The organism is Pseudomonas sp. ML96, from assembly GCF_000761545.1.
Classification (GTDB): domain Bacteria; phylum Pseudomonadota; class Gammaproteobacteria; order Pseudomonadales; family Pseudomonadaceae; genus Aquipseudomonas.
The window spans coordinates 14,729-26,189 of the sequence record NZ_JPMY01000004.1 but is presented as its reverse complement, the minus strand read 5'-3'; the positions used below and the strand labels follow the sequence as shown (position 1 = coordinate 26,189).

At 65.8% G+C, this 11,461-nt stretch carries 12 protein-coding genes; 7 read left to right on the top strand and 5 right to left on the bottom strand.

Features of this window, described 5'->3' with window-relative positions; all coding sequences use genetic code 11:
- Positions 1-126: 126 nt before the first annotated feature.
- The gene (gene rpmB / locus IP89_RS03115) at positions 127-363 is read left to right on the top strand and encodes a 50S ribosomal protein L28 (protein ID WP_021702024.1); all 237 of its coding nucleotides are present in this window, start codon (positions 127-129) and stop codon (positions 361-363) included.
- 10 nt (positions 364-373) lie between these two features.
- The gene (gene rpmG, locus IP89_RS03110; protein WP_021702025.1) at positions 374-529 is read left to right on the top strand and encodes a 50S ribosomal protein L33; all 156 of its coding nucleotides are present in this window, start codon (positions 374-376) and stop codon (positions 527-529) included.
- A gap of 129 nt (positions 530-658) precedes the next feature.
- Here the strand turns inward: rpmG and IP89_RS03105 are convergent, their stop codons facing one another.
- A complete protein-coding gene (locus tag IP89_RS03105) occupies positions 659-1,021 on the bottom strand; it encodes a cupin domain-containing protein (protein WP_043307647.1) in 363 nt (120 codons plus the stop codon).
- Between the two features lie 215 nt (positions 1,022-1,236).
- Here IP89_RS03105 and IP89_RS03100 point away from each other — a divergent pair, with 215 nt between their 5' ends.
- A complete protein-coding gene (locus IP89_RS03100) occupies positions 1,237-2,730 on the top strand; it encodes an aldehyde dehydrogenase (RefSeq protein WP_043307646.1) in 1,494 nt (497 codons plus the stop codon).
- Positions 2,731-2,858: 128 nt separating this feature from the next.
- Positions 2,859-4,001 carry an MFS transporter gene (locus tag IP89_RS03095; RefSeq protein WP_043307645.1) on the top strand — a complete coding sequence of 381 codons (1,143 nt, stop codon included), beginning with the start codon at positions 2,859-2,861 and terminating at the stop codon, positions 3,999-4,001.
- On the opposite strand, the gene IP89_RS03090 is transcribed toward IP89_RS03095, so the two are convergent.
- Both IP89_RS03090 and IP89_RS03085 read right to left on the bottom strand, forming a co-directional pair.
- A complete protein-coding gene (locus IP89_RS03090; RefSeq protein ID WP_043307643.1) occupies positions 3,998-5,542 on the bottom strand; it encodes a phospholipase D family protein in 1,545 nt (514 codons plus the stop codon). The genes IP89_RS03095 and IP89_RS03090 overlap by 4 nt on opposite strands.
- A gap of 57 nt (positions 5,543-5,599) precedes the next feature.
- Positions 5,600-7,021, bottom strand: coding sequence for a PLP-dependent aminotransferase family protein (locus tag IP89_RS03085; protein WP_043307642.1), 1,422 nt, complete (start codon positions 7,019-7,021; stop codon positions 5,600-5,602).
- Between the two features lie 159 nt (positions 7,022-7,180).
- Here IP89_RS03085 and IP89_RS03080 point away from each other — a divergent pair, with 159 nt between their 5' ends.
- The gene (locus IP89_RS03080; protein ID WP_043307640.1) at positions 7,181-7,414 is read left to right on the top strand and encodes a DUF1127 domain-containing protein; all 234 of its coding nucleotides are present in this window, start codon (positions 7,181-7,183) and stop codon (positions 7,412-7,414) included.
- A 268-nt stretch (positions 7,415-7,682) separates the two neighbouring features.
- Here the strand turns inward: IP89_RS03080 and IP89_RS03075 are convergent, their stop codons facing one another.
- Both IP89_RS03075 and dadR read right to left on the bottom strand, forming a co-directional pair.
- The gene (locus IP89_RS03075) at positions 7,683-9,005 is read right to left on the bottom strand and encodes an FAD-binding oxidoreductase (RefSeq protein ID WP_043307639.1); all 1,323 of its coding nucleotides are present in this window, start codon (positions 9,003-9,005) and stop codon (positions 7,683-7,685) included.
- Positions 9,006-9,119: 114 nt separating this feature from the next.
- Positions 9,120-9,608: a transcriptional regulator DadR gene (gene dadR / locus IP89_RS03070; RefSeq protein WP_043307638.1), complete on the bottom strand. Its 489-nt coding sequence runs from the start codon at positions 9,606-9,608 to the stop codon at positions 9,120-9,122.
- A gap of 212 nt (positions 9,609-9,820) precedes the next feature.
- On the opposite strand from dadR, the gene dadA reads away from it, so the two are divergent.
- Both dadA and IP89_RS03060 read left to right on the top strand, forming a co-directional pair.
- Positions 9,821-11,119 carry a D-amino acid dehydrogenase gene (gene dadA / locus IP89_RS03065; RefSeq protein ID WP_043307637.1) on the top strand — a complete coding sequence of 433 codons (1,299 nt, stop codon included), beginning with the start codon at positions 9,821-9,823 and terminating at the stop codon, positions 11,117-11,119.
- Complete coding sequence (locus IP89_RS03060) at positions 11,094-11,447, top strand: RidA family protein (protein WP_043307636.1); 354 nt, start codon at positions 11,094-11,096, stop codon at positions 11,445-11,447. Before dadA ends, IP89_RS03060 begins: the two co-directional genes overlap by 26 nt.
- Positions 11,448-11,461: the final 14 nt, after the last annotated feature.

The following is an 11,461-nucleotide window of genomic DNA, read 5'->3' as shown; positions in this document are numbered from 1 at the left end:
CCGGTCAAGCGGCGACGCAAAAAGCCGGTAAGACCCCTGAGAAACGTGGCGCTGAGCGCCAAATGACTATTGAGTTCAAGCGGCCAACCCATGCCGGGTTGGGCATGTGGTTTAGAGGGCTGAGGCATGTCGAGAGTCTGTCAAGTTACCGGTAAGGGTCCGGTAACCGGGAACAACGTTTCCCACGCAAACAACAAAACCCGTCGTCGTTTCCTGCCGAACCTGCAGCACCATCGCTTCTGGGTCGAGTCCGAGAAGCGCTTCGTGCGTCTGCGCGTTTCCGCCAAGGGCATGCGCATCATCGACAAGCGCGGCATCGACGTAGTTCTGTCCGAGCTGCGCGCTCGCGGCGAAAAGGTTTAAGGAGCTAATCATGCGTGAACTGATCCGTTTGGTGTCCAGCGCCGGTACCGGCCACTTCTACACCACCGACAAGAACAAGCGCACTACTCCGGACAAGATCGAGATCAAGAAATACGATCCGGTCGTCCGTAAGCACGTGACCTACAAGGAAGCCAAGATCAAGTAATTGATCCGGCCCTTGTACGAAGAAACCCGCCTCGGCGGGTTTTTTCTTGCCTGTGAAAAAGTGCAGGCAAAAAAAAGCCCGCGGGCGCGGGCTAATCAGGGTGACTCTGAATCTGGTGTTCGGCGGGGCTCAGGCCTTGGCTTCGAAGATCACGTAGACCTTGCGGCAGGGCTCCAGCACTTCCCAGGTGCCCTTGAGGCCGGCCGGGATGACGAAGCGGTCACCGGCGCGCACGGTCTTGGCGTTGCCGTCCTGGTCGCGGATCACCGATACGCCCTGGAGGATCTCGCAGTACTCGTGCTCGGTGTAGTTGATGGTCCACTGGCCGACGGCGCCTTCCCAGATGCCGACGTTGAATTGGCCGCAGGGGCTACCGTAATGGTTGCGCACGCTCTGCTCGGGATCGCCCTTGAGAATCTTCTCGGCGGCGGGACGGTAGTGCTCGGGAGCGGTCCCGGCGCTGGCGAAGTCGAGAATCTGGTCGATGTGCATGGCTGTCTTCCTATTCTTGTGAGCACAGATGCCCGGCAGTCTATGTTTGATAAAACGAACAACGCAAGGCGTTTGCTCGGTATCTGTCAAAAATATTGAAAAGCCAGGGCGCTCTGGTTTAGTGTGGCGAGCACGATGGCCGGCAATCGGCCTGGCAGAATAATTGACACTGCGTGTTGCCTATTTGCCACACGCTTTCACTCGAGGATCCTCGCATGACCACCCTGACCCGTGCCGACTGGGAACAGCGCGCCCAGAACCTGAAGATCGAAGGCCGTGCCTTCGTCCATGGCGAATACACCGAGTCGGTATCCGGCGCGACCTTCGAGTGCATCAGCCCGGTCGACGGCCGTCTGCTCGGCCTGGTGGCCAGCTGCGACCTGGCCGACGCCGAACTGGCGGTGAAAGATGCCCGCGCCACCTTCGAGTCCGGTGTGTGGTCGCGCCTGGCGCCGGTCAAGCGTAAAGAGATCATGATCCGCTTCGCCGACCTGATCGACGCCCACGCCGAGGAACTGGCCCTGCTGGAAACCCTCGACATGGGCAAGCCGATCAGCGACTCGCTGAACGTCGACGTGCCGGCCGCCTCGCGCGCCCTCCGCTGGAGCGGTGAGGCCATCGACAAGATCTACGACGAAGTGGCCGCCACCGCCCACGACGAACTGGGCCTGGTCACCCGCGAGCCGGTTGGCGTGGTCGCCGCCATCGTGCCGTGGAACTTCCCGCTGCTGATGACCTGCTGGAAACTGGGCCCGGCCCTGTCCACCGGCAACTCGATCATCCTCAAGCCGTCCGAGAAGTCGCCGCTGACCGGTATCCGCATCGCCCAGCTGGCCATCGAGGCTGGCATCCCGGCCGGCGTGTTCAACGTACTGCCGGGCTTCGGCCACACCGTGGGCAAGGCCCTGGCCCTGCACATGGACGTCGACACCCTGGTGTTCACCGGCTCGACCAAGATCGCCAAGCAGCTGATGGTCTACGCCGGCGAATCGAACATGAAGCGCGTCTGGCTGGAAGCCGGCGGCAAGAGCCCGAACATCGTCTTCGCCGACGCTCCGGACCTGCAGGCCGCCGCCGAGGGTGCTGCTGGCGCCATCGCCTTCAACCAGGGCGAAGTCTGCACTGCCGGCTCGCGCCTGCTGGTGGAGAACTCGATCAAAGCCAAGTTCGTGCCCATGGTGGTCGAGGCGATCAAGGCCTGGAAACCGGGCAACCCGCTGGACCCGGCCACCAACGTCGGCGCCCTGGTCGACACCACCCAGATGAACAACGTGCTGGCCTACATCCAGGCTGGTCACGATGACGGCGCCAAGCTGGTGGCTGGTGGCAAGCGCGTACTGGAAGAGACCGGCGGCACCTACGTCGAACCGACCATCTTCGATGGCGTGACCAACGCCATGCGTATCGCCAGCGAAGAGATCTTTGGCCCAGTGCTGTCGGTGATCGGTTTCGACACCACCGAAGAAGCCGTGGCCATCGCCAACGACACCATCTACGGTCTGGCTGCCGGTGTGTGGACCAGCAACCTGTCCAAGGCGCACCTGGTCGGCAAGGCCCTGCGTGCCGGCAGCGTGTGGATCAACCAGTACGACATGGGCGACATGACCGCACCGTTCGGTGGCTTCAAGCAGTCCGGCAACGGCCGCGACAAGTCGCTGCACGCCTTCGACAAGTACACCGAACTGAAAGCGACTTGGATCAAGCTGTAAGCGCTGATTGACGGGCGCTGCGGCGCCTGAAGGTCCGCCCTTCGGGGCCGGCTCTGCGTGAGCCACACCTGCGGCCGGGTTTCCTTAGGGAAACTCGGCCGTTTTGCTTTGCCGCAAAGGATATTGCTATGCGTTGGGGTACCTACTTCGCGGTCTGCACCGCAGTGATCAGCATCGGCCTGGCGCTGGGCGTGACCATGCCGCTGGTGTCGTTGCGCCTGGAGAGCTGGGGCTATGGCAACTTCGCCATCGGCGTGATGGCGGCGACCCCGGCGATTGGCGTACTGCTCGGCTCATTGATTGCCGGGCGCCTGGCCGCGTGGCTGGGCACCACCCGGGTGATGCAGCTGTGCCTGCTGCTCGGCGCACTGTCGGTGGCGCTGTTGGCGCTGGTGCAGCACTACCCGGTGTGGCTGGCGCTGCGCCTGTTCCTCGGCGTGGCGCTGACCGTGGTGTTCATCCTCGGCGAGAGCTGGATCAACCAGCTGGCGGTGGAGCGCTGGCGCGGTCGCCTGGTGGCGCTGTATGGCACCGGCTATGCGCTCAGCCAGCTGGCCGGGCCGCTGCTGCTGACTCTGCTCGGCACCGATACCGACCTCGGTTTCTGGAGCGGCACCGGCCTGCTGGTGTTCGGCTCTTTGGTGCTGCTCGGCCGCAGCGGTGCGCCGCGGGTCGATGGCCATAGCGCCTCCGGTCGTGGCCTGTTCGACTTCTGCCGGCGCATGCCGACCATCGCCTGGGCGGTCGGCCTGTTCGCCGCCTTCGAGGCGATGATGCTGACCCTGCTGCCGGTCTACGGCCTGCACCAGGGCTTCACTCAGGAAGTCGCGCTGTTAATGGCCAGCGTGGTGGTGGTGGGCGATGCGGCGCTGCAGCTGCCGATCGGCTGGATGGCCGACCGGGTGTCGCGCAGCTCGCTGTTCCGCCTGTGTGGCGTGGTCCTGCTGCTGTCCAGCCTGAGCATTCCGCTGTTCTTGCACACGCCGCTGATCTGGCCGATCTGGGTGCTGTTCGGCGCCAGCGCCGGCGGCCTGTTCACCCTGTCGCTGATCCTGATCGGCGAGCGCTTCCGCGACGACGAACTGGTTCGCGCCAACGCCCACGTCTCGCAGCTGTGGGGCATCGGCTGCCTGCTTGGCCCGCTGCTGACCGGCGCCGCCAGCCAGTGGCTGAGCGGCCACGCGCTGCCGATGATGATGGCGCTGGGGGCGGCGGGCTTCGTCTGGCTGTCCTGGCGCGAACGGCATGGCAGCTTGATCGCCGAACGCTAGAGCATGCGCTCGAGGCCGATCAGGTCGGCGAACCAGGCGTTGAAGCGGCGCCAGCGGCTGCCTGGTTCGCGCGTGAGCTCATGCAGGCGGCCGTCGTCCTCGGCGCGCCAGCGCAGCTGCCCATCGACCAGGCGCACCTCGTAGCTGAGCGCCGGGCGCATGCCCTCCAGGGCCAGGCGGCGCACGTGCTCGCTCAGCTCGGGGCTGTCCACCAGCACGCCGACTTCGGTGTTCCACAGCAGCGAGCGTGGGTCGAAGTTCAGCGAGCCGACGAAGGCATAGCGACGGTCGATGACGATGGCCTTGCTGTGCAGGCTGGAGTTGGAGGCGCCACTGAAACTGTACGGTCCACTGCCGCCGGAACCCTGGCCCGGCTGGCGGCGTAGTTCGAACAGGCGGATGCCATGCTCCAGCAGCTCGCGCCGGTAGGGCGCGTAGCCGCCATGCACGGCCGGCACGTCGGTAGCCTCCAGCGAGTTGGTCAGCAGGCGGATGCTCACGCCGTCTTCGGCATGCCCGACCAGATAGCGCATGCCGTCCGCGGTGGGCACGAAGTAGGCGGAAACCAGGATCAGTTCCTGCCGCAGGCCCTCCAGGCGCGGCGCCAGCTGAGTGGCCAGCAGCAACTGCGGGTCCGGCTCGCCGTCCGCCAGGACCTTGGCCGGTGCGTCCCACAGCGCCTGTCCCGGCGCCCAGATCAGCTCGCTCAGCCAGTGCTGCAGGCGTGGTTCCTCGCGATAGGCCTGCAGGCGCTCATACAGCGTCTTCTGCTCGACCCGCGCGGTGGCCAGGTAGCTGCGCAGGCGCTGGCGTGCCTGGTTCAGATCGGCGGCGTCTGGCGCGCGGTAGAGAAACTGCTGGATCGGCTTGCTCAGCGCGCTGTTCCAGTACTGGTCGAAGCCGTGCGCCAGCTGCTCGGCCACCGGCCCCACGGTGAGCAGGTCGATATCGGTGAAGTTGCGGCTGGGCTCGGCGTCGAAGTATTCGTCACCCAGGTTGCGCCCGCCGACGATGGCCGCAGCGCCGTCGGCCAGCCACAGCTTGTTGTGCATGCGCCGGTGCTGTTGGCCGAGGTCGAGCGCGCGGCCCAGGGTGCGGGTCACCCCGGTGGCGCGACCCAGGTGCAGGGGGTTGAATACCCGCACCTGGATGTTCGGGTGGGCGGCGAGCAGGGCGATCTCGTAGTCGCGCCCGTCGCTGCTGGTGTCGTCGAGCAGCAGGCGCACGCGCACGCCGCGGTCGGCGGCGCTGAGCACCTCGTCGAACAGGGTGCGGGTGCTGAGGCCGTCATGCACGATGTAGTACTGCAGGTCGAGGCTACTTTGCGCGGCGCGGACCAGTTCGGCGCGGGCGGCGAAGGCCTCGTCGCTGGCTGGCAGCAGGCGAAAGCCGGAGCGCCCCTCATGGCGGGCGGCCAGGCTCTGCAGCTGGCGGCCGAAGGGCGAGGCGTCGGCCGGCAGCGTCTGGCTGGGCTGGATGGCTACCTGGCTGCCGCAGGCGCCCAGGGCCAGCAGCAGGACGAACAGCAGGGCGTGGCGCACACTGGCCTCCGCTTGGCTCTTCCCTTCAGCTTGGGACGCCAACCGCAGCGCAAAGATTCACAGGGAAAGTTCGTCGAGCAGCTCGCCCACCGTCTCGCCGACCCGCCGCACGGCCTGCTCGATGGCGCCGCCCTGGGCGCTGGCGAAGTTCATGCGCAGGCAGTTGCGGTACTTGCCGGCGGCGGAAAAGATGCTGCCCGGCGCCACCTGCACCTTGTGCGGCGCCAGCAGGCGATTGAGGCGCTGGCTGTCGAAGCCCTGTGGCATCTCCACCCAGAGCATGAAGCCGCCCTGCGGCTGACTGGCGCGGGTGCCGGCGGGGAAGTACTGGCTGACCCAGCCGGTCATCAGCTCGCGGCCACGCGCGTACTGCGCGCGCATGCGCCGCAGGTGTGGCTCGTACTGGCCGGCGCCGATGAACTCGGCCAGCGCCAGCTGCGGCAGCTGGGCGCTCATGCCGGTGCTCATGTATTTCATATGCAGCACCCGCTGCAGGTAACGGCCGGGGGCGATCCAGCCGATGCGCAGGCCCGGCGCCAGGGTCTTGGAGAAGGAGCTGCAGAGCAGCACGCGGCCGTCCTCGTCCCAGGACTTGATGGTGCGCGGGCGCGGGTATTTGTAGGCCAGCTCGCCGTAGATGTCGTCCTCGATGATCGCCACGTCGTAGCGCTGCGCCAGCTCCAGCAGGGCGCGCTTGTTGGCTTCGGGCATGACGTAGCCGAGCGGATTGTTGCAGGTCGGGGTGAGCTGGATGGCTTTGATCGGCCACTGCTCAAGGGCCATCTCCAGGGCTTCCAGACTGATCCCGGTGAGCGGGTCGGTGGGCAGCTCCAGGGCCTTGAGGCCGAAGCCCTTGAGCGCCTGCATTACGCCGTGGAAGCTCGGCGAGTCGACCGCGACGATGTCGCCGGGCTGGCACACGGCGCGCAGCGCGGTGGACAGGGCCTCGTGGCAGCCGGTGGTGATGACGATGTCCTCGGCGGGAATCTGGCAGCCTGAGTCCAGCGCCAGGCGTGACACCTGCTGGCGCAGCAGGATCTCGCCCTCCAGGCTGCCGTAGCTCAGCTCCTTGAGACCCTGGCGCCGGCTCAGGCGCGACAGGCTGCGCAGCAGCGGCTTGAGGGTCGGTGCGCCGATGTCGGGGATGCCGCGGCCGAGCTGTACCACCTCGCCATAGGGCGGCGTGCTGACCAGTTCCAGCACCTGGTCCCACTGCGACACTTCCACCGGGCGCTGCGCTGTACGGCTGATCATCGGCAGGGCCGGCTTCTGTCTGCTCTGCGGCACGAAGTAGCCGGACTTCGGTCGTGGCTCGACCAGGCCGCCGTCTTCCAGCTCGCGGTAGGCCTGCTGCACCGTGCTCAGGCTGACGCCGTGTTCCTGGCTGAGGGCGCGCACCGAGGGCAGGCGGTCGCCGGGGCGGTAGAGACCCTGTTCGATGCGGTCGCCAAGGATCTCGGCAAGATTGCGATAGAGCATGTGGCCTCCCGCTCGACCATACAGATGGCGCTAAAAAAGACGATTCAGAGGTGAATTCGTCCATTCTGTATGGGTGAAAAGCAGATAATTTGAATCTGTATTGTATTGGCGCCGCTTTGCATCATGTTCCTCCATACAGATGGCTGCAAGGAGAACGACATGACTCGGGCCACAGAACAGGATTACCCGCAGGGCGAGGAGCAGCGCCAGGGTGGCGCACTGGCGACCAGCCTGCGTCTGCTGGGGCGTTGGAATGCCTTCTGGCGCCGCCTGAGCACGCGCAAGGCGCTGCTGCGCCTGAACGACGCGCAGCTCGCCGACATCGGCCTCAACCGCGCCGAAGCACTGGCCGAGGCCGAGCGTCCGTTCTGGACGCTATGGCGGGACAGCTAGGGTCTGTTGACGTTTCGGCGCAAGCCGCGTTGCTGCGCAAAATTGCGCCAGGTTAGGCGCGGGACGCAGGTAATGGCGATCCCTTGCCAAGTCCCGCAACGACGCATGGCGCAATTTCCCGCGCAACCCGCAGGGACGGGCCAGTTTTTGCGCGGAACGTCGTTACTCGACAGCTCATTTGGACGACCAAACTTCGCGTCTCGCGCCTAGCTCCGCGCAAAAACTGGCTCCGTCGCGGTCGCGGCGAAACGTCAACAGACCCTAGGGCTCAGTGGAAGCCGACCGCTTCCTTCAGGCGGTACCAGGCCATGCCCAGCGCCAGCAGGGGCGAGCGCAGGTGCTTGCCGCCGGGGAAGGTCATGTGCTGCACCTTGGCGAACAGGTCGAAGCCGCCGCCCTGCTGGCCGGCGATGGCCTCGGCCAGCAGCTTGCCGGCCAGGTGGGTGGCGTTGACCCCGTGCCCGGCGTAGGCCTGGGCGTGGTAGACGTTGGGCTGGTCCTTGAGCCGGCCGATCTGCGGCAGGCGGTTGGCGCCGATGCCGATCATGCCGCCCCATTGGAAGTCGATGCGCACGTCCGCCAGATCCGGGAAGACCTGCAGCATCTTCGGTCGCATATAGGCGGCGATGTCCACCGGATCGCGGCCGGAGTAGTGGCAGGCGCCACCGAACAGCAGACGCTTGTCGGCCGAGAGGCGGTAGTAGTCCACCGTCACGCGCTGGTCGCACAGCGCCATGTTCTGCGGGATCAGCTTACGTGCGCGCTCCTCGCCCAGCGGCTCGGTGGCGATCACGTAGCTGCCGGCGGGCAGTACCTTGCCGCCGAGGGTCGGATCGAGGCCGTTGAGGTAGGCGTTGCAGGCCAGCACCAGGGTCTTGGCGCGCACTGCGCCCCTGGCGGTGTGCACTTTCACTTCGGTGCCGTAGTCGATACGCGTCACCGGCGAGTGCTCGAACAGCTGCACGCCGAGCGATAGCGCCGCCGCCGCCTCGCCCAGGGCCAGGTTGAGCGGGTGCAGGTGGCCGGAGCCCATGTCGATCATGCCGCCGTGGTAACGCTCGGAGCCGACCACCTGGTGCATCTGTTCCGGCTGCAGCAGGCGCAGTTCGTGGCGATAGCCGAGGCTCTCCAGCTCGGCCTTGTCCTCGGCGAAGTCCTTCAGGTGCGACGGTTTGTTGGCCAGGTCGCAGTAGCCCCAGGTCAGGTCGCAGTCGATGGCGAAGTCTTCGACGCGCTGGCGCACCAGCTCGACCGCCTCCAGGCCCATCAGCTTGAGCTGGCGTACGCCGTCGGCGCCGATGACGTTCTCGAACTGCTCGACGCCGTGGCCGACGCCGCGAATCAGCTGGCCACCGTTGCGCCCGCTGGCGCCCCAGCCGATCAGGTGAGCCTCCAGCACGACCACCGAGAAGCCCTTGCGCGCCAGCTCGATGGCGGTGTTGAGACCGGAGAAGCCGCCGCCGACCACACACACGTCCGCCACCACCTCGCCGGCCAGGGGCGGCTGCGCCAGCTGCCGGTTGACCGTGGCCGCGTAGTAGGAAGCGGCGTGCTGGTCACTGTGGACGGGCTGATTGAGCCGGGCGTTCATGTGCGAAATCCTGAGTAAGGTGTTGTTAAAGTTTGACGCAGGATAAGCGCGCGCGAGGCTGGCGACCAAGAGGCCTCCAGGAAAAACCGGCGTGCCTGGCGGGAAAGACTCGGCTCAGTCAGCCACCGGCAGGCTGAGGCTCTCCTTCACCTCTTCCATGACGATGTAGCTCTTCGATTCGCGCACGTGCGGCAGCTTGAGCAGGATGTCGCCGAGCAGCTTGCGGTAGCTGGCCATCTCGTTGATCCGCGCCTTCACCAGGTAGTCGAAGTCGCCGCTGACCAGGTGGCACTCCAGCACGTGCGGCAGCTTGAGCACGGCACGGCGGAAGTCCTCGAAGGTGTCGCCGGACTTGTAGTCCAGGCTGATCTCGACGAACACCAGCAGGCTGGCCTTGAGCTGCTGCGGATTGAGGCGGGCGTGGTAGCCCATGATGATCCCTTCGCGCTCCAGGCGCCGCACGCGCTCGGTGCAGGGCGTGGTGGACAGGCCGACTCGCTCGCCCAGCTCGGTGAAGCTGATGCGCCCGTCCTCCTGGAGGATGCGCAGGATGTTGCGGTCGATCTTGTCCAGTTCGCGGCGGCTCTGGTGCTGGGTGCGCATGGTGGGCTCCGGTGTGCGAAATAACTGAACGGGATAATTCACTGGAAGTATGGCTTAAGTCTAGCCATATCGCCTGTCGCCATCCTGTGAAAGCGCTCTGTGCCGAGAACTAACGCCAAATGGCGATTGATAAACAGTGAATATCGCTGGCTTCTACTTCCTATACTGCGCCGCATAACGCTCAGCAAAACAAACGCCTGATGGAGGCCACAATGCGCGTTCTGGTTCTTGGCAGCGGTGTGATCGGTACCGCCAGCGCCTACTATCTGGCCCGCGCCGGTTTCGAGGTGGTGGTAGTCGACCGCCAGAACGGCCCGGCCCTGGAAACCAGCTTCGCCAACGCCGGCCAGGTCTCCCCCGGCTATGCCTCGCCCTGGGCCGCCCCGGGCGTGCCGTTGAAGGCCATCAAGTGGCTGCTGCAGGAACACGCGCCGCTGGCGATCAAGGCTACTGGTGATGTCGACCAGTACCTGTGGATGGCGCAGATGCTGCGCAACTGCACCGCCGCTCGCTACGCGGTGAACAAGGAGCGCATGGTGCGTCTGTCCGAGTACAGCCGCGACTGCCTCGACGAACTGCGCGCCGAAACCGGCATCGCCTACGAAGGCCGCCAGCTCGGCACCACCCAGCTGTTCCGTACCCAGGCCCAGGTCGATGCCGCCGCCAAGGATATCGCCGTGCTGGAAGCCTCCGGCGTGCCGTATGAACTGCTCGACCGCGACGCCATCGCCCGTGTCGAGCCGGCCCTGGCCGGGGTGAAGCACAAGCTGGCCGGCGCCCTGCGCCTGCCCAACGACCAGACCGGCGACTGCCAGATGTTCACCACCAAGCTGGCGGACATGGCCAAGGCCTTGGGCGTGGAATTCCGCTTCGGCCAGAACATCCAGCGCCTGGATGCGGCCGGTGATCGGATCAACGGCGTGTGGATCGATGGCAAGCTGGAAACCGCCGATCGCTACGTGCTGGCCCTCGGCAGCTACAGCCCGCAACTGCTCAAGCCGCTGGGCATCAACGCCCCGGTCTACCCGCTCAAGGGCTACTCGCTGACCGTGCCGATCACCAATGCGGCGATGGCGCCGAGCTCGACCATTCTCGACGAGACCTACAAGGTCGCCATCACCCGCTTCGACGGCCGCATCCGCGTCGGCGGCATGGCCGAGATCGCCGGCTTCGACCTGAGCCTCAACCCCAAGCGTCGCGCCACCCTGGAGATGATCACCAATGATCTCTACCCGGAAGGCGGCGATGTCAGCCAGGCCAGCTTCTGGACCGGCCTGCGCCCGGCCACCCCGGACGGCACGCCGATCGTGGGCGGCACGGCATTCCGCAATCTGTTCCTCAACACCGGACACGGTACCCTTGGCTGGACCATGGCCTGCGGCTCCGGTCGCTTCCTCGCCGACCTGATGGCGAACAAGCGCCCGCAGATCAGCACCGAAGGCCTGGATATTTCCCGTTATGGCCGCACCAAGGAGAGCCACAAGCATGTCCATCCAGCGCCTGCGCATTGAGAAGCGCTACAGCGAAATCGTCATCCACAACGGCACCGTCTACCTGGCGGGCCAGCTGGCTGACGACTACGCCGGCGATATCCGTGAGCAGACCCGCCAGACCCTGGCCAATATCGATCGCTTCCTGGCCGAGGCCGGCAGCGACAAGTCGAAGATCCTCTCGGTGACCATCTACCTGAAGGACATCGCCTCCGACTACGCCGGCCTCAACGAGGTGTACGACGCCTGGGTCGCCGAAGGCGCCGCCCCGGCCAGAGCCTGCGTCGAAGGCAAGCTGTACGACCCGCGCGTGCTGGTGGAGATGATGGTCGTCGCTGCACAGAATTGATTCATCCCTGACTC

What these genes read in the sequence shown, in the direction of transcription:
- rpmB (WP_021702024.1), top strand. Translation starts at nt 127, where the DNA reads ATGTCGAGAGTCTGTCAAGTTACCGGTAAGGGTCCGGTAACCGGGAAC.
- rpmG (WP_021702025.1), top strand. Translation starts at nt 374, where the DNA reads ATGCGTGAACTGATCCGTTTGGTGTCCAGCGCCGGTACCGGCCACTTC.
- IP89_RS03105 (WP_043307647.1), bottom strand. Translation starts at nt 1,021, where the DNA reads ATGCACATCGACCAGATTCTCGACTTCGCCAGCGCCGGGACCGCTCCC.
- IP89_RS03100 (WP_043307646.1), top strand. Translation starts at nt 1,237, where the DNA reads ATGACCACCCTGACCCGTGCCGACTGGGAACAGCGCGCCCAGAACCTG.
- IP89_RS03095 (WP_043307645.1), top strand. Translation starts at nt 2,859, where the DNA reads ATGCGTTGGGGTACCTACTTCGCGGTCTGCACCGCAGTGATCAGCATC.
- IP89_RS03085 (WP_043307642.1), bottom strand. Translation starts at nt 7,021, where the DNA reads ATGCTCTATCGCAATCTTGCCGAGATCCTTGGCGACCGCATCGAACAG.
- IP89_RS03080 (WP_043307640.1), top strand. Translation starts at nt 7,181, where the DNA reads ATGACTCGGGCCACAGAACAGGATTACCCGCAGGGCGAGGAGCAGCGC.
- IP89_RS03075 (WP_043307639.1), bottom strand. Translation starts at nt 9,005, where the DNA reads ATGAACGCCCGGCTCAATCAGCCCGTCCACAGTGACCAGCACGCCGCT.
- dadR (WP_043307638.1), bottom strand. Translation starts at nt 9,608, where the DNA reads ATGCGCACCCAGCACCAGAGCCGCCGCGAACTGGACAAGATCGACCGC.
- dadA (WP_043307637.1), top strand. Translation starts at nt 9,821, where the DNA reads ATGCGCGTTCTGGTTCTTGGCAGCGGTGTGATCGGTACCGCCAGCGCC.
- IP89_RS03060 (WP_043307636.1), top strand. Translation starts at nt 11,094, where the DNA reads ATGTCCATCCAGCGCCTGCGCATTGAGAAGCGCTACAGCGAAATCGTC.